The organism is Hydrogenovibrio crunogenus (assembly GCF_004786015.1).
GTDB lineage: Bacteria > Pseudomonadota > Gammaproteobacteria > Thiomicrospirales > Thiomicrospiraceae > Hydrogenovibrio > Hydrogenovibrio crunogenus.
Genome location: NZ_CP032096.1, coordinates 1,808,374 through 1,831,885, shown reverse-complemented (window position 1 = coordinate 1,831,885; position 23,512 = coordinate 1,808,374). Strand labels below are relative to the sequence as shown.

Here is a 23,512-nt window from a genome sequence, read left to right as displayed (position 1 = left end):
GACACAATTGGCTTTGTAATGACGGTGCGAATTATGGCGTTTTGTTGAGTAGTTTGGCGATTAGGTTTGGGCTTCTGGGCACGAGCCCGAACTTGAGGCCTAAGGGTTTGAAGATTTGGTTTAAGGTGGTGCTGGAAGCCTGTGTCTTGCCGTTTTCAATATCCGATAGGGTTCTTCGGCTGATGCCGACCAGCTCGGCATAGTCTTGCTGGGTGAGTCCTAACAGGTTTTTACGCAATTGTCGGAGTAATTCACCTTCGGTTTGTTGACCTATGAGTACGGCATGTATACCATCGAGTAGCAGTTGGTCTTTTTCTTCTGGTGAAAGCGGTTGTTTGTTCATAGCAGCTTCCAGTGTTTTAACCTTGTTTCGATGCTGTTCATTCCCAAGGCAGGAATGTGGATAAATTCTTTAGAAAGGCCGGCCTTTAGAAGTCGTTCTTTCAGGCCGATAAGTGTCGTAGCGGTCTCCTTTAAGCTCAGCCAAATGGCTTGGGGGTCGTAAACAGATTCGTTTAATTGGTGGACGATGCCATGCCAATCAAATTCACCGCCTGCTTCAAAAGGTCTCCCCCATTTGATCGTTCTGACAATGCCTTCAAGGTCGACTTTCATCGGGGCTAAATCAAAAATGGGGGAGAGCATAATTTGACCATTTTTTTTGATAAACGCCGTGTTGCGTCCATGATTGTCTGAGTTGCCAAAGATGACATTCAGTAAATCCCTTTTAAGCCATTCTTCTGCAAACGCTTGTGCATCATAGCCCGGCAACCCCTTTAATGTTTCATGAACGGTTTTCAAAACCTCAAAGTGATTGAGGTTTCCGCCGGACTTGTTCAGGATGGAATAGAGTGATTCGAGTCCGTAATGTGTTACTCGATTGGCGTTGTATCCAACATCAAAACGAGGCAACCAGAGCGATGGAAAGCGTTCTCCTTCTATTAAGAAGGTGTGTTTTGCATCAATGGTGTTTTGGCCGAGCTGGTTGAGTTCTTGTAAAAAAACATACTCAGCGCGTAGAATGTGGCAATCTCGTTCGGACATGGTTCCTCTTGGAAATTTGACCAGATAGTGCCGATCAAGGTTGTTTGGATTATCTTGAAAAGTGTCAATCCAGACTCGATTGTTTGTATTGAGTCGAACGAGTAATTTGGGTGCTTCTCCACCTGCACCGGTGGCTCCGCCACTCAGTGCGCCCATTTCTTGAGCATACTCTAAGAAATCTACTTGTCTTTCAACCACATCGTTTTGTGCAAAGGTCAAGGTTTCCAGCGAATCTTGATAGCGGAGTGGTAAGGCTTCTTTGATGCGTAGATTTCCAACCGGCGCGATGACGGCTTTTTGCAAAAGTTCAATGTCTTGTTCCCATTGTGACAGTCGGCTGATATCCAGCCGTTCAACCCAATAGCGCCGACTGGCACCAGAAGGCAGAATGTCTTCAATAAAGCTAAACCAGCCTTTTGCTTCGTAATTTAAAACGGGCTCAACCGGTAAATTGATGCTGCAGGCGGCTTCAAGTGTATGGAATAGATGCGACAAAGCATAATCTTGCGCATATTGTAAAACCACTTTTTTTTCAGTAGCATGAATATACAGTTGCGCAGCATCCTGCCAGGCATCGTCAAGATAAGTTTGTAGTGTCAGTGTTGTCATGGCGATTGTCAGTTATGAGAAGTTTATTGCACATATTTTAATGTAAATAGCTTTAAATGTGCAAGTTTTTTCTCATTTCTGTCATCAACAACGATGAAAAAGTTAGCAAGTTAGTCCGAAAAGTGTGGATGTTAGATGTTTGGACAGTTCATTATGACGCTTAACCGGATAAAGTATGATTTGAAAAGGTTTGTTAAACAAGGTTTGATTTGATTGATATGAAAATTCTTTTTTCCGGTTCCAATGCCTTTTGTAAGTGGTTTGGAAATGACATTGAGCGCTATCCCAGTTTCAATGCTAGTCAAGTGGGGCGCAGGTCGTTGACTTCGGGTGATGAGCGTATGTGCTGGCAGTGTCAGTATTATGAGCTTGGAAAATATTTTGGAAGTGGTGACAGAGGGCATTGTGTGATTGCGGTGGAAGCGAATACACGCATGACGGTTTTTATCCCGGTCTTTTCGGCGGATAAGGCGGACTTTGAAGTGCACTTTATTCAGTCGCTAGCTGAAGGGGTGGAGCACCTGCTGGCCACAGATCCCAAAAGACGGTTCGATAAAATGGCATTTTTAGCCCAGCTGGAACAACTCGATCAACGTTTGGAAGGCTTTGAGTGGGTGCGGAACACGGACATGAGTGTGAATGGTCATGTGGCGGATGCCGAGCAATGGCTCAGTCAGGAATACAGAGAAGCTGGCAGCTTGATAAAGACGGATTTAGCCGGTCTGCAATTGCACTTGAACACCTTGCCTAAACGCATCAAAATCAGCGACCAGCCTAAACGTCACAAAAAGGTCATTCCCGATTTGGATTTTATCGATTATTGGGCGCGACAATTTTCAGAGCCGTTTTCGGAAGGCATTTCAAATACCTTGAATGACATACCTGTGCCTGAAGCAGGTTCACCCGCTGACGCTTCTAATGTGATTTTTATGAAAACCTTTAAGCAACGAAAGTCTTTAGATCATTAAAGGTAGCCTGTTTTTAAAGGGTTAAACGGGTTTGGCTGATTTTTTGGGAAGGCGTTAATAAGTTTTGCGCCCGTTGAACGAGTTTTTTCTTTGAATGACCGTCGTAAAAATACCCAGGCCTGGCCGTTTTTCGGTATACTTTTGATTAGAACAATGATTCGTAATTTTGATAAATAAAAGAGTTTAAGATTTATGGAAAAACAGCCAGTACGCCCGCATTTTGAAGAAAAGGCTTCGATGGAGGATGAAATTGATTTATTTGAGCTTTGGAATGGTTTGGTTGAAGAGAAATTGACGGTGTTCTTGTTTTTTTTGATTGTGATCGCTTTAGGCGCCATTTATGCTTTTTCGGTGACACCGGTTTATAAATCTGAAGCCTATTTATTACCACCTGAGGTTTCTGATATCCAAGAAATAAACCGTTTGCATGCTTCTTTTGGAGTAGGGAGTGCTTATTCTGAAAAAGCTATATTTGAAGCTTACAAAGAAAATTTACTATCACGAACGTCTTTGTTGACGTTTTTTAGAAAACAAAATTTAATAAAACTTTACGAACCGAATGATAAAAATCAAGAAAAAGAGCAGCTTGACAAAACATTAAATGATGCGTTTTCGGATTTTGTAGAGAATGTGAAAATTAATTCTCCTAGGAAAAATAGTGGTTTTCTTGAAATTACAATGAGTCTTCCTGATGAAAGCGATGTAAGAAAGTTTTTAAAAGAATATCTTCAGAAAGTTAGCACTGAAACGCGTAAGCAGATAAAAGCGGATGTCATTGCTCAAAAACAATTTTTAATGGAACAGCTTTTAAATGAAATGCGCATTACAAAACAAACGGCGCAAAAAAAACGAGAAGATAAAATTGTACGTTTAACAGAATCAATTAATATAGCAAGAAAACTAAATATCAAAGACCCTCTTAAGGCTGGCCCAGCAGTGAATATTCAAGGCGTTAATAATCAAGGTCTACCATTATATTATTTAGGCTATCACGTATTAGAAGCTGAGAAAACTGCCTTAGAAGCAAGGAAGTCTGATGACGCTTTTACTGAGCAGTTAAGAAAGCTAGAAGAACGTTATAGACTATTGAACTCGGTTGATATTAATGAGAATTTATTTAAAGTCGTTAAGGTTGATCAGTCTCCTAGCCTAGGTGAAAAAGTCAAACCTAAAAAAGCGTTAATTCTAGCCGTTTCCGGTGTGCTGGGGTTGATGTTGGGTGTGTTTATTGCATTCATTCGTCGTGCCATCAAAAACAGACAAGCGACGTTAGCGGCCAGTTAGTCTAAAGGGTCGGAAAGTGAAAAGGAGGCCAATGCCTCCTTTTTTGTTTCAAGCGTGTCGGTTTTAGCTAACAGATTGAAATTATTTTCTTTTTCCGAATGTTTGTAGTAGTATCGTTTTCTGTGTTTAAGAAAAAATACTTATTTTGAGTGTTCTTAAACCGTGTCTTGATTAAGACGATAGCGAAAACACTACATTTAAAATATTAGAAAAGGATACTTTCATGATTAAGTTAGTTGCACTTATGTTTGGTTTGTTTTTGTCGGTCAGTGTGTTGGCGGCGCCGGTGAATGTGAATAACGCGTCAGCTGAAGAAATGGCGGCTTCACTGAGTGGTGTCGGTCAAGTGAAAGCGGAAGCCATTGTGACGTACCGTAAAGCGCATGGTGATTTTAAAACGGTTGAGTCATTAGGCCAGGTAAAAGGCATTGGCACTAAGACGATTGCCAAGAATAAAAAAGACATTTTGTTGTCTGATCCAAAATAATCCATATGCGAATTTGTCATTGTAAAAGGGGGCTTTGCCTCCTTTTTGCGTTTGTAGGCTTGAATTTCATTGCCACATCGGCGGGTGCAGAAAAGCCGAAAATGCTGTTGTTGGAAACGTATCAGGAAAACCAAGCGGTGATCGGTTGGTGGATGAGTGAAAAACTGGATGGTGTTCGCGCAAACTGGAATGGTAAGGTATTGATTTCAAGAGGCGGTCACAAAATTCATGCACCGGATTGGTTTTTAGCCGGTTTGCCGCCCTTTGAATTGGATGGTGAGCTTTGGACCCAACGACAGGATTTTGAAAATGTGGTGTCGATTGTTCGGCAACAACAACCGGATGATAGGTGGCATGCTGTTTCGTATCAAATTTTTGAGGTGCCAAACCAACCGGGCGGCTTAGTGGAGCGTTTGACGGTGTTGAAAGCGTATTTGGCAAAGCATCCGTTGTTGCATGTGCAGATTATTCCGCAAACACGCATTAAAAGTGAGGCACATTTAAAAGCGGAATTTGAGCGGCTGACTGCCATGGGGGCGGAAGGGCTGGTGTTGCGAGCGCCGAATCAATTGTATGAAACCGGGCGAAGTGATCAAGCTTTGAAAATGAAGGCTTATGAAGATGATGAATGTCTGGTGGTGGGGTATAAACCGGGAAAAGGTAAAATTACCGGGTTGGTTGGTGCTTTACGGTGTGATTGGCAGGGCAAGATGCGATTGTCGATTGGCTCTGGTTTAAGTTTGCAGGGAAGAAAGCACCCTCCTAAAATCGGACAATGGATTACGTTTAAGTACTATGGTTTGACGGGGTCTGGAAAACCACGCTTTCCTGTTTTTATGCGAGTCCGCTTAGATCAGGAGTTGTGATGAGCTCGAATGTTTTACGCTGGTTAAAGATGCGGGATCTAGTCCGGCATGACGTGGATTTTGTTATTCTCGTTCACGCATGCCATTCCTGTTCCCACATGTCATTCCGGCCCCTGGTCATTCTGGTCTCCACACGTCATTCCGGTGCAGGCCGGAATCTCTTAAGGTGTGCATAGTCGGTTAGAGATGCCGGATCAAGTCGGGCATGACGGGGTTATTATTCTAATGTACATACGTCACTTATGCTTCTATTCGTCATTCCTATCTCTACACGTCATTCCGGCGAAAGCCGGAATCTTTTATAATTTAAAAGCTTGATTAGCGAGGTTTTTTGATGAAGCAGCCCGCTGTTTATATTTTGACAAACCAATCAAATAAGGTTTTATATGTTGGCGTCACTTCGAATTTGTCCCAACGAGTTTACCAACATAAAAATCATTTAATTGAAGGTTTTACTAAGAAGTATAACGTTGATAAATTGGTTTATTTTGAAATTCATCAAGAAATGGTAAGTGCTATCGCACGAGAGAAGCAATTAAAAAACTGGCGTAGAGAATGGAAGGATGATTTGATTTCTGGAATCAATTCAAATTGGCAAGATTTATGGAATGACATTATTTAGTTACAGACATAAGTTCAGCATAAAGTTGTTGTTGAAGATAGAGATGCCGGATCAAGCCCGGCATGACATGGGTGTACGTCACCGGCGCCTACGTCATTCCCGCCCATTGCACGTCATTCCGGCGCATGCCGGAATCTCTTATGGTGTGCATAGTCGGTTAGAGATGCCGGATCAAGTCCGGCATGACATGGGTGCACGTCACTGGCGTCTACGTCATTCCCGCCCATTGCACGTCATTCCGGCGCAGGCCGGAATCTCATATGGCATCAACATTCGAGTCATACGCGTTGTATAGAAGTTGATTGAATATACTGTAGTAAGTTGCTACAATTGAATAAAATTGCTACGGAGGTTTGATATGGCAACAGCAAGTATAAGAATTGATGAGGATTTGGTTGAGAAGGCTGGCATTATGGCAAAAGCATTTAATCGTTCAGTACCAAAGCAAATTGAGCATTGGGCGAAAATTGGTGAAATGATGGAAGATAACCCCGAGCTTTCCTATGAGTTTGTTCGGCAAGCGCTTATTTCCAAAGCAGAAAAAGAAGCAGGGAAGCTTGAACCTTATGAGTTTGGTTAAGGAAGTATATCAGTCCTCGGGTTTTAAAAAAAAGGTTAAAAAGCTACATAAAAATCAGAAAGATGATTTGGATAAAGCTGTTCAAAAATTATTGAACAACCCAAATCTTGGTGAGCAAAAGAAGGGTGATTTGATTTATTTAAGGGTTTATAAATTTAAGATGGCAAATCAGGAATCTCTTTTAGGTTATAGCTTTGAGGAAGATCGGTTAATTCTTGAGTTATTAGCACTTGGAAGCCACGAGAACTTTTATAGAGATTTAAAATCTTAAGCAATTACAAATAACGAAGGGCATTCCGGCCTACATACGTCATTCCGGCGAATGCCGGAATCTCGTTCTGGCTGTGCAAGCTGGCTTGAGATGTCGGATCAAGTCCGGCATGACAGGGGGTACGTCACCGGCGCCTACGTCATTCCCGCCCATTGCACGTCATTCCGGCCCCCTTGTCATTCTGGTCTCCACACGTCATTCCGGCGCAGGCCGGAATCTTTTAAGGTGTGCATAGTCGGTTAGAGATGCCGGATCAAGTCCGGCATGACAATGACAATTACTGTGGGTTAGAGATGCCGAGGTAAGTCCGGCATGACGAGAGGGGTTGGTATGACGTTATTAGGGGGCAGATTAAATCGCTACTATGCGCGATCTAAAGCGTAAAGGTGTCTTTGGCTTCGGCATGAATCAAAAAGGGTAACACGGTTTCAAACAATGTTTCGGTTTCCCATTCCGTGTCACTGACTCGAGTGACAATTTGAGTGGTCATGACGTGATCTTGTCCTACTGTAAGTGCCAAACGCCCGCCTAAATTTAACTTTTGTTTGTAGGCTTCTGGCAGACTGGCAACGGCCCCTGTTAGGAAAATCACATCGTAATGTTTGCCATCGTCCCAGTTTTGAGCCGCATCGCCTTGTTCAAACTGGATGTTGTCAAAGTCTTTTAAACGCGCTTTAGCCGTTTCTTGTAAAGAGGGGAAGATTTCAACCGTCGTAACTTCTTTAGCACTTTTGGCTAATAGGGCGGTGGTGTAACCCGAGCCGGTTCCGACTTCCAATACGCTTTCATTTTCTGCGGTGTCCAAAGCCTGCAAAATGCGTGCCTCAACCCTAGGTGGAAGCATGGTTTGTCCTTCGCCAATGGGTAATTCAATGTCGCTATAAGCAAGTGCTTGCTGAGATTCGGCCACAAAGTCATGACGAGGAGTCGACATGAACAAGTCGAGTACTTTAGGGTCTAATACGTCCCAAGGGCGTATTTGTTGTTCTACCATGTTAAAGCGTGCTTGTTCATAGTTCATTGTTTCGTTCCTTTTATGTTCTTATTTTATTGGCCAATGTCTCTTTATAGATCGGCTTTTCATTAAGCCATTCACATGATTAATGGCGTGAATAAAAATGGCTTGCCAAAAAAATAGGCGGTTAATTATAGCTGAATTTTATCGTGAAAAACAGGTTAATGAGTGTGTCTGTTGTAAAGCCAGCTTGGAGACAAAACAGCTTAATGTAATCGTGATTCCGAAGACCTTTATAGGTGTTCTTTAACAAAATAACCAGGCCTGGTTATTTTTCCTTTCTGTTCGCAAGTTACTTCAAGCTACGGTTAAAGCTGTTTTACGTGGATAGGGAGTTGCTCATTGTTTTTGAAAAAGGTATATTCTTTTGGGTTGCTGAGCTTGCGTCAAGCGTTATGAGTCTTTAAATAGTATTTGTAAAAAGATGCTTTGTGGCGGTAACCCTTAAAAAGAAGATTTTATTCTGTTCTGGTCAATTGAAAGGAATTTGATGGCGTGTCAGCAGTTCAAGAAAAAAAACAGGTCAAACCCAATGTCAGTCGGGTTATTTTAGAAAGATTAAAAGTATTGGATGACTTACCTCGCTTTCCTAATGCCTTGATGAAATTAGAGCAGATGCTTTCTTCGGATAAGGACGTTCATTTGGATGAAGTTGCCGCTTTAGTGGCTCAGGATCCGCGTTTAACAGCCGGTATTATCGGTGCCGTCAATTCAGCACGTTATTCCCCCGGTTATAATATTACCAATATTGAAGAAGCGGTTCAGCGTCTTGGTACACAAGATGTTCGGATGATGGCGCATGCCATTAATTACCAGTCGACGGTTAAAACCAAGCCGCCTTTTAGTGAAAAGGAATTTATGCGTCATGCCATGCTGTCTGCCTTTATTGCACAAGCTCTGGCAAAAGCGGTTCACTTTGACCAAGGAGAAGCGTTTTTATGTGGTTTGATGCATGATTTGGGCGCATATTTATTGGCCATAGAGAGTCGAGACAAATACAAGCAGGTGATGCTAGACTCTGCCGGCGACGCAGCTTTTTTTGTGCAAACAGAACAGTCTGTTTTTGGGACCAATCATGCCGTTTTAGGCGGGCGGTTATTACAGCAATGGCGTTTCCCGAAAGAAATAGTGATGGGGGTTGCCATGCATCATGCGCCGCATTCGGCACCGGAAGAGTTTCAGAATTACGCTTATTTAACGTATTTGGCGGAACAAGGCGCCTTTTTTGGTGGGTTAACCAATGGTGTTGTGACGCATAAAGGGGAAGTCCCGGCCGATACCTTATTGAATGGATTAGAATATTTTGGATTAACGCTTGGGCACTATAATGACTTGGTGCTGAATGCGACAGAATTGGCAAAAGAATCGAGTTTAATTTAAACATGAAACAACAAGTATCAAAGTATAAAGTGACCAGTGCCGAAGTGATAGATGCCCTGGCAGAAGTCAAACGATTGCCCAGTTTTTCTAAAATGTTGACAGAATTTGACCGATTAGTCGATCAGCCTGCCGGCACGCATGTGGATGAAGTGGCTGATTTATTAAGATCTGATCCTAGAATGATGGCAGGAGTCATTAAAACTGCCAATAGTGCAAAATATGCCCCATCAGGAAAAAGAGTAACCGACGTTGCCAAAGCGGTTTATCTGCTGGGTGTGAAAGACGTTCGTATTATGATTGTGGCATTGAGTTTCTTGGACATGTGTCAAAACAAAGTGCCGTTGAATGAAGCGGACTTTTTGAAACATTCGATGGTTTCTGCTTTTATTGCACAGTCTTTAGCACCTTATTTTAAAGTCAGTGAATATGAAGCTTTTTTAATGGGGCTGCTACATGATATCGGTGTTTATATTTTAGCGACTTATTCAAAAGACGGCATAAACGAAGTTGCAAAAGCCTCTTTAGGTCGAGCAACGCACTTAGTTTCAGCCGAAAGAAGTGTTTTTGGTGTGTCTCACTCCAGTGTTGGGGCGAGAATCATTCAAAACTGGGAATTACCACAATCGATCGTCATGGGGGTGTTGGGTCACAATTCACCTGAACGCATAGAAAGAGCATTTCAAAAAAATGCCTATTTAACGTTGTTATCGGAAGCTGGCGCTTTTTGTTTGGGTCTTTCCAATGGTTTGGTGGCTTCAGAAGCAGGTGTTTTGGGAGAGCGCTCTTTAGCGGTTTTGAAAAGGATTGATTTGTCAGAGGCTGATTTTAAAATCATGATTGAGGATGCTTTCGAAGCGGCCACTCAAACAGGCTTGTTTTAGTTTGTCGTGAGGTAGTTAACTTCGTTACTTTGACAGGATTTTAGAACTTTGATATTCTGAAATGGAATTGATAGTTCTTTTTAATCAATGAGTTAGTTTTTTTTGAATGAACGCTTTAAAGCGTGAAGGCGGTTGCGATGTTGAATAAAGCACTTGTTTTAAGCTCGATCATTTTCTTTACCTTGCAAGCTCAAGTAGGAGTAGCGCAAGAACCCGAAGTTAAAATTACCGAAAAGCTTGCGGAAGTTAAAGTTAAGCATAATGGTCAAACAGTCATAATTAAGCGAAATCAAGATCAACAGAATCGTATTGATGAAGATTTTGCTTTAACCTCACGTGCTTGCCCTCCTTTTTGTTTACAGCCTATGAACTTGTTGCCAGGGGTAAAGACAATTGGTGAGTTGGAAATGCTGGATTTTCTGAAACGAAAAGCCGCAGGGGATGATTCTATTTTAATCATTGATTCTAGAACACCGGATTGGGTCTCTAAGGGAACCATTCCAAGTGCTGTCAATATTCCCTGGACAAAATTGTTTCCACAATCCTCCAGTTTCGAACCGCTTGAAGTGGAGGGAATTTTAACCCTTCGGTTTGGGGCATCGGTTGTCGATACTATTTGGGACTTTTCGCATGCCAAAACGCTGGTAATGTTTTGTAATGGTCCCTGGTGCGGACAGTCACCAACCAATATCAAAGCGTTGGTAAGCATGGGATATCCTGCGCATAAGATTTATTGGTATCGAGGCGGCATGCAAGCATGGCACGCAGCCGGTCTAACGACGGTCAATCCGTAATCTTTCTAATAACCTGTTGAAAAATAGGGTAAACCTGTAGGCTGTAAGTCTGATGTTACCGCTTAAATAGGCTAATAAAATTCAATTATTATTGGGCTGTTATGCTATAATTTTTTGCTTCGTGAAAAAAGTTGATTGCTTGGTCTGACGAAAGGCTGCCAGTCATTGAGAGAACCCAGGATTCTGAAAATTCTGTAAGTTTTGTTTAAAAATTTTTAAAGATATAAAGAGTAGTTAAATCATATGCCTATCATTACCTTGCCGGATGGCTCGAAAAGAGCGTTTGAAGATGCCGTTACTGTCATGCAAGTTGCTTCGGATATCGGAGCAGGATTGGCCAAAGCAACGATCGCTGGTCGTGTGAATGGCCAATTAAAAGATGCTGGTGATTTAATTACAGATGATGCAGAGCTTAAGTTGATTACACTGAAGGATGAAGATGGCTTGCACATCATGCGTCACTCTTGTGCTCATTTACTAGGGCATGCGCTTAAGCAGCTTTATCCGAATGCTAAGATGGCGATTGGGCCAGTGGTCGAAAATGGCTTTTACTACGATATCGACATGGAAGAAAAGATTACGCCGGAAGATTTAAAGCAAATCGAAAAGCGTATGAAAGAGCTGGCCAAAACAAAATATGAAGTCATTAAAAAAATGACACCGCGTGCAGAAGCGTTAGCCATTTTTAAAGAGCGTCAGGAAGACTATAAGATTGAGTTAATTGAAGACATGCCAGACGAAACCGAGTTTGGTTTGTATCATCATCAAGAGTACATTGATATGTGTCGTGGGCCGCACGTCCCGAATATGGGTTTTATTAAAGCCTTTAAATTGACACATGTGGCCGGTGCGTATTGGCGCGGCAATTCAGATAATAAAATGCTGCAACGTATCTATGGTGTGGCGTTTGCTGACAAACAAGAATTAAAAGATTACCTGCATATGATGGAAGAAGCTGAAAAGCGTGACCATCGTAAGTTAGGTAAGTTGCTGGACTTATTCCATGTGGATGAGTTGGCACCCGGAATGGCTTTTTGGCACCCTAAAGGGTCGACGCTTTATCGCGTGGTTGAAAACTATATGCGTCAGCAGTTGGTTGAAAATGATTACCAAGAAGTTCGTACGCCATTGATTATGGATCGTACCTTATGGGAAAAGTCCGGCCATTGGGATAAGTTCAAAGATAACATGTTTACGACTGAAACGGAAAATCGTGATTATGCCGTTAAGCCAATGAACTGCCCTGGTCACATTCAAGTGTATAACCATAATTTAAGCAGTTACCGTGATCTTCCGATCCGTTTAGCGGAGTTCGGTTTGGTGCATCGAAACGAGCCATCTGGAACGTTGCACGGGTTAATGCGTGTGCGTTCCTTTACTCAGGATGATGCGCATATTTTCTGTACCCCTGAGCAAATTAAAGAAGAAGTTCAGGCGTGTATTGACTTGGTCTTTAACACTTATGCCGACTTTGGGTTTGATGATATTCAAGTGAAATTCTCAACTCGTCCTGAGCAGCGTGTGGGTGAAGATGATGTTTGGGATTTGGCGGAAGAAGCGCTTGAACAAACCTTGAAAGATGCCAAATTAGACTACGCATTACAGCCAGGGGAAGGGGCTTTTTATGGCCCTAAGATCGAATTTCAATTAAAAGACTGTATTGGGCGCGTTTGGCAGTGTGGAACGATTCAATTAGACTTCTCGATGACACAGGAAGAGCGTTTGAACGCGGTTTATATTGGGGCTGACAATGAAAAGCATCATCCGGTGATGATTCACCGTGCGATCTTAGGATCACTTGAGCGATTTGTAGGTATTTTGGTTGAGCATTATGAAGGAAAGTTCCCAACTTGGTTAGCGCCTACTCAACTTGTTATTGCATCAATTGCGGATGTGCATAATGAATATGTAGCCGATTTCGCTAAAAAATTGAAAAAACATGGGTTTAGAGCCGAATCGGACTTGAGAAATGAGAAGGTTGGGTTTAAAATTCGCGAACATACTTTACAGCGTGTGCCATACATTTTAGTGGTCGGTGACCAAGAAATGGAAAATGGTACCGTGAATGTACGTGCCCGTGGGGGTGAAAACTTAGGCAGCTTCTCATTTGAAGAATTGATTGATCATCTGTCTGAAGACGTTTCTCACTTGGGTCGTATCGTTGAATCATAGTTTTTTATTAATCAGGAGATAAAGCTATCGCAGTTAGAAGAGGTCGTGGAAGACCGCAACAACCAGAAGCACCTAAGGATAATATCAACGGAAATATTTCTGCTAAAGAAGTTCGCTTAATTGATGCGGATGGAGAGCAAAGAGGGGTTGTTTCAATTGAAGAGGCCTTAGACGTCGCGAAAGAAGCCGAGTTGGATCTAGTTGAAATTTCGGCAAAGTCTAGCCCACCTGTTTGTCGCATTATGGATTATGGTAAATATGTTTACCAGCAACAAAAAAAGAAACATGAAGCGAAGAAAAAGCAAAAGCAGGTTCAGGTCAAAGAAGTTAAATTCCGTCCAGGAACGGAACAAGGGGATTACGATGTTAAGATGCGTAACCTAATGAAATTCTTGGACAATGGCGATCGCGTTAAGGTCACAATCTGGTTCAGAGGGCGTGAGATCACGCATAAAGAACTGGGGATGAAAATGTTAGAGCGTGTACGTGATGACATTCAGGATGTTGCGACTGTTGAGCAAATGCCGAAGATGGAAGGGCGACAACTTCAAATGATGGTTGCGCCAATCAAAAAGCAATAAATTTCAATGAAGGCTGTTTACATAAAAACAGCCTTTTAGAATCTTGCCCCTCAAGTAAAAAGGGAAAAGCAATAACTGGGGTGGTCTTGCAAAAGTCATTACCGGTGCAGCTCTTCAGTGCTGTTTATTGTTAAGCGTTTTAAATTGAATTGATTTAAAACATCGTCAAAACTGATGATGATCTTGGGAAACTGGGGTTATCTGGAATGGAGTTTTAGCAATGCCTAAGATGAAAACAAATAAAAGTGCTCAAAAGCGCTTTAAGAAAACCGGTTCAGGCCGTTTTAAGTGTAAGCAATCGCATCTTCGTCATATCTTGACCAAGAAATCAACTAAGCGTAAGCGTCATTTACGTGCTGCAAGCATGATTCATGATAACGATGTGGCAATGGTTCGCCGCATGCTTCCATACGCATAAGGAGATTGACTGATGGCAAGAGTAAAAAGAGGCGTAATTGCGCGCAGAAGACATAACAAAGTATTAAAGCAAGCAAAAGGGTATTACGGAGCTCGTAAAAAGATTTTCCGTGTTGCTAAGCAAGCTGTAATCAAAGCTGGTCAATATGCTTATCGTGACCGTCGTAACAAAAAACGTCAATTCCGTCGTCTATGGATTGCGCGTATCAATGCGGCAGCACGTCTAAATGGTATGACATATAGCCGTTTCATTTCTGGTTTGAACAAAGCTGGGATTGAAGTGGATCGTAAAGTTTTATCTGATATCGCCGTTCATGACGCGGCTGCTTTCTCTGCAATTGTAGAAAAAGCAAAGGCTGCATTAGCATAGATATTATCTAAAGCATTTTAAGGAGCTTTGGAAGGATTCAAAACTGTTCAAAAGGTGTTTATTGGCTTTTTATCAAAGCGCTTTAAACAAGGGTTGGGCAGATTGTTTCTCTCTAGAGCTCCTTTTTTATTTTTAAAATCACTTGCTGTAAGTGACTTTAAAAATAAATTAATACAGGGCAGGTTGGTTGATTCTCATAAGCCGACACCGTTTTTACCTTCAAGAGTAAATAACGACCTCTGACATACCTCAATTTAAATATTTAAAGGTCTTTTAGATCATGCAAGAAAAACTGCAAGCTATTGTTGCGCAAGCAAAAGAAACCATCCACTCGGTTTCTGAGTTGGTGCATCTTGATGAGATCCGTGTTCAGTACCTCGGTAAAAAAGGGGAACTGACAGCGATGATGAAAACGCTTGGTCAGCTCTCAGCAGAAGAGCGTCCTAAAGCCGGGCAAATCATTAATGAAGCGAAACAGTCGGTTCAAACCTATTTATCTGAAAAAAAAGCCGAGCTTGAAGAGGCGATTTTAGCCGCGAAACTGGCTGGTGAAACCATCGATGTTTCTTTGCCAGGAAGAGGTCTGGATACTGGAGGGTTACACCCGGTAACCCGTACTTTACGTCGAATTGAAACGATTTTTTCTAAAGCTGGTTTTGATGTTGCGACCGGACCTGAAATCGAAGATGACTGGCATAATTTTGAAGCCCTTAATATTCCTGAGACTCACCCTGCTCGTGCGATGCACGATACATTCTATTTCGATGAAAATACGGTTTTAAGAACACACACCTCTGGGGTTCAGATTCGTACCATGGAAGAGAAAGATGCGCCGATGCGAATCATCGCGCCAGGACGAGTGTATCGCTGTGATTCTGATCAAACGCATACACCGATGTTCCATCAGGTTGAAGGATTGATTATCGAAGAAAATGCCAGCTTTGCACAGCTTAGAACCTTGATTATAGAATTCCTACGACAGTTCTTTGAGGATGAAGATCTTAAAGTGCGTTTTAGACCCTCTTATTTCCCGTTTACAGAGCCCTCTGCCGAGGTGGATATCGCCACTAACTTATTTGGTGATGGTCGATGGATTGAGGTGTTGGGGTGCGGCATGGTACATCCGAATGTACTTAAGAATGTCGAGGTAGATTCCGAAAAATATACCGGTTTGGCATTTGGGTTAGGCGTAGAGCGTTTAGCAATGCTCCGTTATGGCGTGACCGATTTACGCCAGTTCTTTGAAAATGATTTACGTTTTCTAAAACAGTTCAAATAATTACCAGGCCTGGCGAGATAAAATATGAAAGTAAGTGAAAGTTGGTTAAGAGAATGGGTGAACCCTGAATGGGACACCAATACCCTAGCAGAAGAATTAAGTTTAGCAGGCTTGGAAGTCGATGGGATTGAGCCAGTTGCTCCGGCCTTTACACATGTGGTGGTGGCCAAAGTTATTTCGGTTGAAAAGCATCCCGATGCTGATAAATTGAATGTCACTCAAGTCGATATCGGAGCAGATGAGCCTGTTCAGATTGTCTGCGGAGCTAAAAACGTTGTCGCAGGAATGAAAGCTTGTTGTGCTACCGTTGGTGCTGTTTTACCAGGGGATTTTAAGATTAAGAAAGCCAAGTTACGCGGTGTGCCTTCAAACGGCATGCTGTGTGGCGCAAGTGAACTTGGGTTACCGGATGATGGCGTAGATGGTCTGCATGTATTACCGGATGATGCACCTGTTGGAATGGATTTACGTGAATACCTGGATTTAAATGATCAGGTGATTGATGTGGATTTGACGCCAAACCGCGCCGATTGCTTAAGCATTGCGGGCGTGGCTAGAGATGTCGCTGCGATTGGTAATGTGCCATTCAAACAACCTTTTGAAAATATAACGGTTGATAAGTCAGGCGATTGTTCTCAGTCCATTGAGGTCGTTGATGCGCATGGCTGCCCTAAATATTTAGGATGTTTGGTAGAAGGTTACGATACCACCGCTAAAACCCCTTTATGGATGAAGCAACGTATTGAACGAGCAGGTATTTCACCGAAAAATCTGACAGTAGATATCACCAACTATGTGATGCTTGAGTTAGGGCAGCCGATGCATGCTTTTGATGCTGACAAGCTTCAAGGCACTATTCAGGTTCGCATGGCACATCCAGACGAAAAACTGATGACACTGGATGAAAAAGAGCTGGCTTTAAAGGCTGATACATTGGTCATTGCCGATGAAAAGGGACCCGTAGCCTTAGCAGGGATTATGGGCGGATTGCATTCAGCGGTTTCAGATACGACAACCCGTCTCTTTTTCGAATGTGCGCACTTTGCTCCGTTGAGTATTATCGGGAAAGCGCGCCAATATGGTCTACATACCGATTCGTCACACCGATTTGAAAGAGGGGTGGATGCCTTTTTGCCTGAAAAGGCGCTTGAGCGTGCATTGCAATTGTTTACTGAAATTGCCGGCGGACAAGTTTCAAATGTGGTTTCGGCCATCAATGACTTGAACCTCCATCAACCAAAAGCCATTCAATTACGCCCTGAGCGCATTGCAAAATTATTAGGTGTTGAGATTGCAGATAATGATGTGGAAGCCATTTTTAAACGCTTACACTTTAAAGTGGAAAAAAACGCTTCGGGTTGGGCTTTAACCGCACCGTCGTATCGTTTTGATATGGAAATTGAGGCGGATTTGATTGAGGAAGTAGGTCGAGTATTTGGGTATAACAATTTACCTGAAACGGAAGTGCAGGCGCCAATGCGCTTGCCGACTTTGCCTGAATCTGAACAAGAATTATATTTAGTTCGCAAAGCGTTAGTAAATCGAGGTTTCCATGAAGTTGTGACCTACTCTTTTGTGGAAGAGAAGTTACAGCAGAACATGATGCCGGATATTCCGTATCTTTGTTTGCAGAACCCGATTTCAGATGACATGAAAGCCATGAGAACCACTTTGTTCCCAGGGTTGTTACAAACGATTTCCTATAATCAGAAACGTCAACAAAATCGAATTCGTATTTTTGAATCAGGCTTGGTGTTTACACGCTACCATGATAAAACACAACAAACTCCCGTTATTGGCGGAGCAATAGTAGGAGACTTGAATCCTGCCAACTGGTCTGGTGAAAATCGTCCGGTTGATTTTTATGACTTAAAAGGCGATGTGGAAACCTTGTTGGCAATGAGTCATGTTCAAGACAAAGTGCGTTTTGAACCGGCCGAGTTTGCCATTTTCCATCCTGGCCAGTCTGCGGCCTTAATTTTAAATGGCCAAACGGTTGGTTTGATGGGGCAGCTTCACCCAGGCCTGGTTAAATCTACCGGCGTGTCAGGAAAAGTCTTTTTATTCCAAATGGATTTAGCGACAATCATGGAAACCAAAGTGCCTGCCGCCAAGCCGATTTCTAAATTTCCTGAGGTGCAACGAGATTTAGCATTTGTTGTGGATGAAGCGCTGCCAGTACAAAAATTATTGGATGCGATTGAAAGCGTTCAATCCGATATTTTAAAGGCGGTTGAAATTTTTGATATCTATCAAGGTGAAGGGATTGAAGAGACGCAGAAAAGTATTGCGTTGACGCTTAAGATCCAACACCAGGATCGTACTTTACAAGATGAAGAAGTCGATCAGTTAATCGAACAAGTAATCGTAAAAGCAAAAGAGCAAGTAAAAGCAGAATTACGTTAACGGACGCGTTATTTTTTGTAAGACTTGGTTTATAAGTTTAATTCAAAAAGAATAATAGAAAAGGGCAGTCATATGGCATTAACGAAAGCAGATATTGCAGAAACTTTATCCGACAAGTTTGGCTTTAATAAACGCGAATCAAAAGAATTAGTGGAACAGTTCTATGATGAGATGTCTGAAGTTCTCGTCAAAGGGGAGCAGATTAAGCTTTCCGGTTTTGGAAACTTTGAACTGAAAGATAAAAGTGCGCGCCCAGGAAGAAATCCTAGAACAGGTGAAGATGTTCCCATTTCTGCTCGAAGAGTGGTAACATTTAAACCTGGACAAAAACTACGAGCTCAAATTGATAACTATGGTACAGCCTAAATCTTTTGATTCTCAAAAGCAGTTAGAAATCGATTTGCCGGATAAAAAATATTTTACCATCGGCGAAGTGAGTGAGTTTTGCCAATTGAAATCTCATGTGTTGCGTTATTGGGAGCAGGTGTTTCCCCAGCTTCAGCCTAACAAACGCCGTGGTAGACGCTATTACCAAAAACGTGATGTACAATTGGTTTTTGAAATCAAATCCTTGTTGCATGAACAAGGGTTTACTATCCCAGGAGCCAAAGCGCGCTTGAGTAAAGCAGATGGCGTGGTTGAAGCAGCTGAGACCTCTGAAGCAGAAAGTGCATTAAAGACGCTCCGTCAGATTCGTTCAGAATTGAAAGAATTTCAAACCTATATCAGCCAGCGGTATTAGTTTCGTTATGACACTCGGTCAGGCGTTTACTTCTACTATTTTGGCGCCTCCATTAAATCCTCTTCTTCTTCATCTGGAGCCGTTTCAGGATATTTTAAACGCCAAACGCGGATAAACTTGTCATCATCCAGTCTTTGCTGCAATAGAGTCAGTGCTGCAATATATTGATCAATATAGATATAATTCTGTTTTTTTAAACTTTGCCAAAGATGACGGTATTTTTTGGGCAAGAAATCGCGAAAGTGTGGAATGAGGCCTGCGTCCGTTTCCGTTTCTTTTATTCGTTGCATGATATCCAAACGAGCCTGGTATTTGAACTTTTGTTCATACTGATCAATCATTTTTCCAATGACGAATAAAACGCCAGCCGAGAGGATAAAGCTAATAATAAAATGGTCAGTCAGAAAGGTCCCTAATAAAGTAAAAAGAACCAATAAAATAGCCGTGGCGGGCATCGTTAAGACAAACAGCCAGGCATTATTACCTTTGAGCTCATTGGTTCTCTGTTCTAAATCAAAATCTTCCACATCCACCGCATGCAGTCGTTCCAACATTTCTTCAGCTGTTGGCGTTTGCGGTTTCAGTGGAATATCTTCTTGCAGTTGTTCGTTTTGATCGCTGATGTTTTCTGCCATTATCTTATTAAGACCTTTTTTTAGGTTTGCAGTTCATTTTGCATTTGAGGGTGTGCCGGGTATTGTCTTCTAAGCAATAAGCGGTTAATTCTCCGCCCCATAAACACCCTGTATCGGTTGAATGAATATTGTAAGCATCTAATGCGCCTAAAGTTGACCAGTGTCCGAAAAAAATTTCATAATCTTTATTTTTACGGTTCGAATGGCTGAACCAAGGTTGATACTTGGTTTGTTCATTTGGATTAGGCGACATTTTTTGTTTAAAGTCTAATTTCCCTTTGTCATTACAATATCGCATGCGTGCAAAAGCGTTCACAATATAACGAATTCGTTCCCAGCCATCGAGCGTATCTGACCATGTTTTGGCATCTGAGCCAAACAGGTGGTGTTTGATGGCATCTTTCCATGAATCTGATTGTAGAACTGTTTCGACTTCTTTTGCATAGCTTAACGCTTCGCTAATTGTCCATTGCGGCGGAATGCCAGCATGAACCATCGCAATGGGAAGAAAATCATGCTTTAGCATCAAAGGTTGATGTCTAAGCCAATCGATTAAATCCAGTGCATGGGGTGCTTGGAGAATTTCTGCCAGAGTGTCAGACTTGGAAACATATGTCTCCAGTCCAGAATAAGCTGCGAGTAGATGGAAGTCATGGTTGCCTAAGACCATTTGCGCTTTATTTTGTTCTTGCAGTCGTTTGACAAACTCTAGACAGGCTAAAGAATTTGGACCTCGGTTAACAATGTCACCTGCAAACCATAAAAAATCGGTTTCTTCGTTGTATTGGAGCTGTTTTAATAATGCTTGAAGTTCCTCATAGCATCCTTGTAAATCTCCAATAACATAGCTAGCCATACTCTTAAGCCTTATCCTTGTGATAAAGATTTGATAGTAAAACAAATGCCTCTACAGGGACTTTTTCTGCACGAACGGAAGGGTCTAATCCACACGCCTCAATTTGTTCGTCATTTAAAAAGCCTTTCAGGTTGTTTCGTAAAGTTTTGCGTTTTTGTGAAAAAGCTTGCTTGACCAGTTTAGCAAAATCTTTGTCGTCGATTGCCTGGAAGGGTCTTTTTTCAAAAGGACGTAAACGGACGATAGCAGAGTCTACCTTGGGTGGGGGCGTAAAGTTTTCAGGACCGACAGTCAGTAGGTATTCGGTCTCACAGGTGTATTGAATCATGACGCTAAGTCGACCATACGCTTTTACACCTGGCTGGGCTGTAATACGTTCTACAACCTCTTTTTGCAACATGAAGTGCATGTCTTGAATATAGCGTGCGTATTCCAATAAATGAAATAACAAAGGGCTGGAAATATTGTAGGGAAGATTCCCGACAATACGCAAAGACGGTGTTTCTGTGTCCGTCTCTATGAGTTGACTATAATCAAATAATAAAGCATCAGTATGGTGAAGATGAAAGGCTGGATTGTGACTGAAACGTTGGGTGAGAGGGCCTATCAGGTCATTATCGATTTCAATGATGTCGAGCTTTTTCACGATGTCCAAAAGAGGGCCTGTTAGAGCCGCTTCTCCCGGACCGATTTCAACGAGGTGTTGATCTGGCTTGGGTGCAATGGCGGCGACAATCTGCTGAATGATTCGGTCATTATTCAGAAAGTTTTGCCCGAAGCGTTTTTTGTGTTGGTGTTTTGCCATCTGGTTTAAGTGTCCTTGCCTGTCATTTCCAGTGCCACATCCATTGCATAGCGGAAGCTGTTAATGTCTGCTTGGCCTGTGCCGGCTAAGTTCAGTGCAGTTCCATGATCAACTGAGGTGCGAATAAAAGGTAACCCTAACGTGATATTGACGGCATTGCCGAACCCGACGTATTTTAAAACAGGTAACCCTTGATCATGATACATGGCGAGAAACGCGTCTCCCACTTTTAAATTGCTTGGGCTGAAAATGGTATCGGCTGGAAGAGGGCCGATTAAATCCATGCCTTCAGATTGCAATGATGCTATGACAGGGTTCATCGTATCAATTTCTTCTCGTCCTAAATGACCCTCTTCTCCTGCATGCGGATTGAGTCCCATAATGAAAATCTTGGGAGACTCTATCTGGAACTGATGTTTCAAACTGGTGTGTAAAATTCGAATCACACTTTCCAATAATTCAGGTGTAATGGCATCAGGCACTTCTTTTAAAGGTAAATGTGTCGTAACGAGCGGGACTCTTAACCCTGGTGTGGCTAACATCATGACGACTTGCTTTGTGCCTGTCGCTTCTGCCAACAGTTCGGTATGCCCGGTAAATTTTAACCCGGCCTGGTTAATGATCCCTTTATGAATAGGACCGGTTACCATGGCATCAAAAGTCTGATTTTGACAGGTGTCGATAGCGGTATGGAGCATCTTTAGAACATAATCTGCATTTTTGACATTTAACTGACCTGCTACAACCGGAGCATGTAGCGGTATTTCAATGACTTTAAGTTCACCTGTCCGGTTAGCGCAAGGTGGCTGAGAAGCATCGAAAGTGATCAGCGTGATTGGGAGCCCTATCTGAGCCGCACGCTCTGTTAACAGAGTTTTATTGGCAATGACAACCCACTCGTAATCCCAATCCTGTTGCGCTAATTGTATGACCTGTTCTGGGCCAATGCCCGCGGGTTCTCCCGAGGTAATCACTAGACGGTGCATAAGCAATAAAGGTTCCTTGTTTTCAGTTGTTAAACGATGCGTGCTTAGTTAGAGAGTGCTTCTTCATGACTTGGTTGTTTTTCCATGATTTCAGGATCTTCAAGTCGAATATCGATTAAAGCTTCATCTTTTAGTCGGCGTAGCCAAATTTCATACGATTCATTGGCTTTTTTCATGCGTAATGTTTGCATCGCTTGTTTACGTTTGTCTTTTAAAGACAAGTCTTGATCTCGAACGCCATCCAAGAAAAGAATTACCCATCCTTGTTCTGTTGCAAAAGGCTTGGCTGCGTGACCAGGCTGGAGGCTTTCAATGGCTTGAAAATATTCCGGTGGCATTTCTTTGGCAGTTTGCCAACCTAAGTTCCCATTAGCGTTTACCGAAGCAGGGATGTCAGAATATTTTTCATTCAGTTGTTTAAAGGCCTCTAAACTGGTCAAACTGTCAGCTAATTTAACCAATGTTGGGCTCGGTTGCTGCTTGTTGCGGGCATCTTGAGATAAAAGGATAAACCGATAAAGATGGTATTGTTTAACGATTTGACTATTTTTGTTTCGTTTACCTTGTAGTTGAATGATATGGAAGCCAACGGGGCTTCGGATGACAGCACTGGTTTCACCGACTTCCAGTTGGTTTAATGCATCATTAAAGAAAGTAGGAATTTGATCGACTCCCAACCAACCTAAATCTCCCCCTTGTAGGGCTTTACTTCCTTCTGAATAACGCACAGCCATTTGGCTGAAGTCTTCACCAGTACGGATTTTCTGTAAAATGTCTTGTGCTTTCTGTTTAGACGCATCACGCTCGGCAGGTGTGGCTGATTCGGGTAAACTCACCATGATATGACCTAAATGATACTCCACATCACTTTGTACCAAAGCTTGTCGTTGAATAAAGTTTGAGACTTCATCTTCAGTGACTTGTGTTTTCGACAGGACTTCGACTTCGCGCAGTTTTTGGAAGAGCATTTGTTGGCGAATACGTTCGCGAAAGCTTTCAAACCCGTTCTTTTGAGACAGGTTTAAACGATCACGTAACTCTGCAACGGTTAGATTGTTTTGTTTAGCGATGTCCTGAATCTGAGCAAAGAGCTCATCATCTGCAATTTTGATTCCCAGTTGGTTAATTCTTTGCAGTTGTAAACGTTCTAAAATAATCTTGTCCAGGACCTTTGATGCAAGTTCTTCAGGGTTGGTCACCGGAATGTTTCGGGCCTGCAAGTCTTGTTTGGCCAGATTGACTTCCGCATCCAGTTCACTTTTTAAAATGATATTATCGTTGACGACGGCAACGACTCGGTCAATCAAAGTCATTTGCGGTGCGGACCAAGCAAAAAAGGGCGTGAGAATAAAAAGAATACTAATCAGTTTAAACAAATTTGTGGGAGTCATTTTTTTCATAAATAAAATATTTTTGCCTAGATCTATTATGGTTAAGGGTGTTCAAAGAACATCATTAAGCT

Annotated in this window: 27 protein-coding genes; 19 read left to right on the top strand and 8 right to left on the bottom strand. The window is 42.3% G+C overall.

Features of this window, described 5'->3' with window-relative positions:
• Positions 1-31: 31 nt before the first annotated feature.
• Both GHNINEIG_RS08780 and GHNINEIG_RS08775 read right to left on the bottom strand, forming a co-directional pair.
• Positions 32-343, bottom strand: coding sequence for a helix-turn-helix domain-containing protein (locus GHNINEIG_RS08780; protein WP_135796300.1), 312 nt, complete (start codon positions 341-343; stop codon positions 32-34).
• Positions 340-1,653, bottom strand: a complete 1,314-nt coding sequence (locus GHNINEIG_RS08775) for a type II toxin-antitoxin system HipA family toxin (RefSeq protein WP_135796299.1) — start codon at positions 1,651-1,653, stop codon at positions 340-342. The genes GHNINEIG_RS08780 and GHNINEIG_RS08775 overlap by 4 nt, the downstream gene beginning before the upstream one ends.
• 218 nt (positions 1,654-1,871) lie before the next feature.
• Here GHNINEIG_RS08775 and GHNINEIG_RS08770 point away from each other — a divergent pair, with 218 nt between their 5' ends.
• The 8 genes from GHNINEIG_RS08770 to GHNINEIG_RS08735 all read left to right on the top strand — a co-directional run bounded on the left by GHNINEIG_RS08770 (position 1,872) and on the right by GHNINEIG_RS08735 (position 6,731).
• Positions 1,872-2,621, top strand: coding sequence for a hypothetical protein (locus GHNINEIG_RS08770; RefSeq protein WP_135796298.1), 750 nt, complete (start codon positions 1,872-1,874; stop codon positions 2,619-2,621).
• A gap of 192 nt (positions 2,622-2,813) precedes the next feature.
• A complete protein-coding gene (locus GHNINEIG_RS08765; protein ID WP_135796297.1) occupies positions 2,814-3,905 on the top strand; it encodes an LPS O-antigen chain length determinant protein WzzB in 1,092 nt (363 codons plus the stop codon).
• A gap of 223 nt (positions 3,906-4,128) precedes the next feature.
• On the top strand, positions 4,129-4,392 hold the full coding sequence (locus GHNINEIG_RS08760; RefSeq protein WP_135796296.1) for a ComEA family DNA-binding protein: 264 nt from the start codon (positions 4,129-4,131) through the stop codon (positions 4,390-4,392).
• 59 nt (positions 4,393-4,451) lie between these two features.
• Complete coding sequence (locus GHNINEIG_RS08755) at positions 4,452-5,258, top strand: DNA ligase (RefSeq protein ID WP_262982060.1); 807 nt, start codon at positions 4,452-4,454, stop codon at positions 5,256-5,258.
• 334 nt (positions 5,259-5,592) lie between these two features.
• Complete coding sequence (locus GHNINEIG_RS08750; protein WP_135796294.1) at positions 5,593-5,880, top strand: GIY-YIG nuclease family protein; 288 nt, start codon at positions 5,593-5,595, stop codon at positions 5,878-5,880.
• The gene (locus GHNINEIG_RS08745) at positions 5,867-6,175 is read left to right on the top strand and encodes a hypothetical protein (RefSeq protein ID WP_135796293.1); all 309 of its coding nucleotides are present in this window, start codon (positions 5,867-5,869) and stop codon (positions 6,173-6,175) included. Before GHNINEIG_RS08750 ends, GHNINEIG_RS08745 begins: the two co-directional genes overlap by 14 nt.
• A gap of 63 nt (positions 6,176-6,238) precedes the next feature.
• Complete coding sequence (locus GHNINEIG_RS08740) at positions 6,239-6,460, top strand: TA system antitoxin ParD family protein (protein WP_135796292.1); 222 nt, start codon at positions 6,239-6,241, stop codon at positions 6,458-6,460.
• Positions 6,447-6,731: a type II toxin-antitoxin system RelE/ParE family toxin gene (locus GHNINEIG_RS08735; RefSeq protein WP_135796291.1), complete on the top strand. Its 285-nt coding sequence runs from the start codon at positions 6,447-6,449 to the stop codon at positions 6,729-6,731. Before GHNINEIG_RS08740 ends, GHNINEIG_RS08735 begins: the two co-directional genes overlap by 14 nt.
• Before the next feature lie 373 nt (positions 6,732-7,104).
• On the opposite strand, the gene GHNINEIG_RS08730 is transcribed toward GHNINEIG_RS08735, so the two are convergent.
• Positions 7,105-7,752, bottom strand: a complete 648-nt coding sequence (locus GHNINEIG_RS08730) for a protein-L-isoaspartate O-methyltransferase family protein (protein WP_135796290.1) — start codon at positions 7,750-7,752, stop codon at positions 7,105-7,107.
• A gap of 489 nt (positions 7,753-8,241) precedes the next feature.
• On the opposite strand from GHNINEIG_RS08730, the gene GHNINEIG_RS08725 reads away from it, so the two are divergent.
• From GHNINEIG_RS08725 to GHNINEIG_RS08675, 11 genes are all read left to right on the top strand, one after another.
• A complete protein-coding gene (locus GHNINEIG_RS08725) occupies positions 8,242-9,126 on the top strand; it encodes an HDOD domain-containing protein (RefSeq protein ID WP_135796289.1) in 885 nt (294 codons plus the stop codon).
• 2 nt (positions 9,127-9,128) lie between these two features.
• Positions 9,129-10,007, top strand: coding sequence for an HDOD domain-containing protein (locus GHNINEIG_RS08720; protein WP_135796288.1), 879 nt, complete (start codon positions 9,129-9,131; stop codon positions 10,005-10,007).
• Positions 10,008-10,144: 137 nt separating this feature from the next.
• Positions 10,145-10,801 carry a rhodanese-like domain-containing protein gene (locus GHNINEIG_RS08715; RefSeq protein ID WP_135796287.1) on the top strand — a complete coding sequence of 219 codons (657 nt, stop codon included), beginning with the start codon at positions 10,145-10,147 and terminating at the stop codon, positions 10,799-10,801.
• A gap of 243 nt (positions 10,802-11,044) precedes the next feature.
• Entirely contained in the window at positions 11,045-12,973 is a 1,929-nt protein-coding gene (gene thrS / locus GHNINEIG_RS08710) for a threonine--tRNA ligase (protein WP_135796286.1), read from the top strand.
• 26 nt (positions 12,974-12,999) lie between these two features.
• The gene (gene infC / locus GHNINEIG_RS08705) at positions 13,000-13,554 is read left to right on the top strand and encodes a translation initiation factor IF-3 (RefSeq protein ID WP_135796285.1); all 555 of its coding nucleotides are present in this window, start codon (positions 13,000-13,002) and stop codon (positions 13,552-13,554) included.
• A gap of 220 nt (positions 13,555-13,774) precedes the next feature.
• Complete coding sequence (gene rpmI / locus GHNINEIG_RS08700) at positions 13,775-13,972, top strand: 50S ribosomal protein L35 (protein ID WP_011371086.1); 198 nt, start codon at positions 13,775-13,777, stop codon at positions 13,970-13,972.
• Between the two features lie 12 nt (positions 13,973-13,984).
• The gene (gene rplT, locus GHNINEIG_RS08695) at positions 13,985-14,341 is read left to right on the top strand and encodes a 50S ribosomal protein L20 (protein WP_135796284.1); all 357 of its coding nucleotides are present in this window, start codon (positions 13,985-13,987) and stop codon (positions 14,339-14,341) included.
• A 280-nt stretch (positions 14,342-14,621) separates the two neighbouring features.
• The gene (gene pheS / locus GHNINEIG_RS08690) at positions 14,622-15,620 is read left to right on the top strand and encodes a phenylalanine--tRNA ligase subunit alpha (protein ID WP_135796283.1); all 999 of its coding nucleotides are present in this window, start codon (positions 14,622-14,624) and stop codon (positions 15,618-15,620) included.
• Positions 15,621-15,644: 24 nt separating this feature from the next.
• On the top strand, positions 15,645-18,026 hold the full coding sequence (gene pheT / locus GHNINEIG_RS08685; protein WP_135796282.1) for a phenylalanine--tRNA ligase subunit beta: 2,382 nt from the start codon (positions 15,645-15,647) through the stop codon (positions 18,024-18,026).
• A 72-nt stretch (positions 18,027-18,098) separates the two neighbouring features.
• Positions 18,099-18,392, top strand: coding sequence for an integration host factor subunit alpha (locus GHNINEIG_RS08680; protein ID WP_011371082.1), 294 nt, complete (start codon positions 18,099-18,101; stop codon positions 18,390-18,392).
• Entirely contained in the window at positions 18,379-18,768 is a 390-nt protein-coding gene (locus GHNINEIG_RS08675; protein ID WP_135796281.1) for a MerR family transcriptional regulator, read from the top strand. The genes GHNINEIG_RS08680 and GHNINEIG_RS08675 overlap by 14 nt, the downstream gene beginning before the upstream one ends.
• 35 nt (positions 18,769-18,803) lie before the next feature.
• Here the strand turns inward: GHNINEIG_RS08675 and GHNINEIG_RS08670 are convergent, their stop codons facing one another.
• The 5 genes from GHNINEIG_RS08670 to GHNINEIG_RS08650 are packed head-to-tail and all read right to left on the bottom strand — an operon-like array spanning position 18,804 to position 23,441.
• Positions 18,804-19,403, bottom strand: coding sequence for a hypothetical protein (locus GHNINEIG_RS08670; RefSeq protein ID WP_135796280.1), 600 nt, complete (start codon positions 19,401-19,403; stop codon positions 18,804-18,806).
• Between the two features lie 7 nt (positions 19,404-19,410).
• On the bottom strand, positions 19,411-20,259 hold the full coding sequence (locus tag GHNINEIG_RS08665; protein ID WP_135796279.1) for a symmetrical bis(5'-nucleosyl)-tetraphosphatase: 849 nt from the start codon (positions 20,257-20,259) through the stop codon (positions 19,411-19,413).
• A 4-nt stretch (positions 20,260-20,263) separates the two neighbouring features.
• Positions 20,264-21,064 (bottom strand): 16S rRNA (adenine(1518)-N(6)/adenine(1519)-N(6))-dimethyltransferase RsmA, encoded by an 801-nt coding sequence (gene rsmA / locus GHNINEIG_RS08660; RefSeq protein WP_135796278.1) that lies wholly within the window; start codon positions 21,062-21,064, stop codon positions 20,264-20,266.
• 5 nt (positions 21,065-21,069) lie between these two features.
• The gene (gene pdxA / locus GHNINEIG_RS08655) at positions 21,070-22,050 is read right to left on the bottom strand and encodes a 4-hydroxythreonine-4-phosphate dehydrogenase PdxA (protein ID WP_135796277.1); all 981 of its coding nucleotides are present in this window, start codon (positions 22,048-22,050) and stop codon (positions 21,070-21,072) included.
• A 44-nt stretch (positions 22,051-22,094) separates the two neighbouring features.
• Positions 22,095-23,441, bottom strand: coding sequence for a peptidylprolyl isomerase (locus GHNINEIG_RS08650; RefSeq protein WP_223260868.1), 1,347 nt, complete (start codon positions 23,439-23,441; stop codon positions 22,095-22,097).
• Positions 23,442-23,512: the final 71 nt, after the last annotated feature.

Excerpts from the sequence above, each read along its gene's own strand:
- GHNINEIG_RS08745 (WP_135796293.1), top strand. The coding sequence starts at position 5,867 with ATGACATTATTTAGTTACAGACATAAGTTCAGCATAAAGTTGTTGTTG.
- GHNINEIG_RS08650 (WP_223260868.1), bottom strand. The coding sequence starts at position 23,441 with ATGACTCCCACAAATTTGTTTAAACTGATTAGTATTCTTTTTATTCTC.
- GHNINEIG_RS08765 (WP_135796297.1), top strand. The coding sequence starts at position 2,814 with ATGGAAAAACAGCCAGTACGCCCGCATTTTGAAGAAAAGGCTTCGATG.
- GHNINEIG_RS08735 (WP_135796291.1), top strand. The coding sequence starts at position 6,447 with ATGAGTTTGGTTAAGGAAGTATATCAGTCCTCGGGTTTTAAAAAAAAG.
- GHNINEIG_RS08715 (WP_135796287.1), top strand. The coding sequence starts at position 10,145 with ATGTTGAATAAAGCACTTGTTTTAAGCTCGATCATTTTCTTTACCTTG.
- GHNINEIG_RS08665 (WP_135796279.1), bottom strand. The coding sequence starts at position 20,259 with ATGGCTAGCTATGTTATTGGAGATTTACAAGGATGCTATGAGGAACTT.
- GHNINEIG_RS08760 (WP_135796296.1), top strand. The coding sequence starts at position 4,129 with ATGATTAAGTTAGTTGCACTTATGTTTGGTTTGTTTTTGTCGGTCAGT.
- GHNINEIG_RS08780 (WP_135796300.1), bottom strand. The coding sequence starts at position 343 with ATGAACAAACAACCGCTTTCACCAGAAGAAAAAGACCAACTGCTACTC.
- rsmA (WP_135796278.1), bottom strand. The coding sequence starts at position 21,064 with ATGGCAAAACACCAACACAAAAAACGCTTCGGGCAAAACTTTCTGAAT.
- GHNINEIG_RS08720 (WP_135796288.1), top strand. The coding sequence starts at position 9,129 with ATGAAACAACAAGTATCAAAGTATAAAGTGACCAGTGCCGAAGTGATA.
- GHNINEIG_RS08750 (WP_135796294.1), top strand. The coding sequence starts at position 5,593 with ATGAAGCAGCCCGCTGTTTATATTTTGACAAACCAATCAAATAAGGTT.
- rpmI (WP_011371086.1), top strand. The coding sequence starts at position 13,775 with ATGCCTAAGATGAAAACAAATAAAAGTGCTCAAAAGCGCTTTAAGAAA.
- rplT (WP_135796284.1), top strand. The coding sequence starts at position 13,985 with ATGGCAAGAGTAAAAAGAGGCGTAATTGCGCGCAGAAGACATAACAAA.
- GHNINEIG_RS08670 (WP_135796280.1), bottom strand. The coding sequence starts at position 19,403 with ATGGCAGAAAACATCAGCGATCAAAACGAACAACTGCAAGAAGATATT.
- pheS (WP_135796283.1), top strand. The coding sequence starts at position 14,622 with ATGCAAGAAAAACTGCAAGCTATTGTTGCGCAAGCAAAAGAAACCATC.
- GHNINEIG_RS08775 (WP_135796299.1), bottom strand. The coding sequence starts at position 1,653 with ATGACAACACTGACACTACAAACTTATCTTGACGATGCCTGGCAGGAT.
- thrS (WP_135796286.1), top strand. The coding sequence starts at position 11,045 with ATGCCTATCATTACCTTGCCGGATGGCTCGAAAAGAGCGTTTGAAGAT.
- GHNINEIG_RS08770 (WP_135796298.1), top strand. The coding sequence starts at position 1,872 with ATGAAAATTCTTTTTTCCGGTTCCAATGCCTTTTGTAAGTGGTTTGGA.
- pdxA (WP_135796277.1), bottom strand. The coding sequence starts at position 22,050 with ATGCACCGTCTAGTGATTACCTCGGGAGAACCCGCGGGCATTGGCCCA.
- GHNINEIG_RS08730 (WP_135796290.1), bottom strand. The coding sequence starts at position 7,752 with ATGAACTATGAACAAGCACGCTTTAACATGGTAGAACAACAAATACGC.
- GHNINEIG_RS08740 (WP_135796292.1), top strand. The coding sequence starts at position 6,239 with ATGGCAACAGCAAGTATAAGAATTGATGAGGATTTGGTTGAGAAGGCT.
- pheT (WP_135796282.1), top strand. The coding sequence starts at position 15,645 with ATGAAAGTAAGTGAAAGTTGGTTAAGAGAATGGGTGAACCCTGAATGG.
- GHNINEIG_RS08680 (WP_011371082.1), top strand. The coding sequence starts at position 18,099 with ATGGCATTAACGAAAGCAGATATTGCAGAAACTTTATCCGACAAGTTT.
- GHNINEIG_RS08675 (WP_135796281.1), top strand. The coding sequence starts at position 18,379 with ATGGTACAGCCTAAATCTTTTGATTCTCAAAAGCAGTTAGAAATCGAT.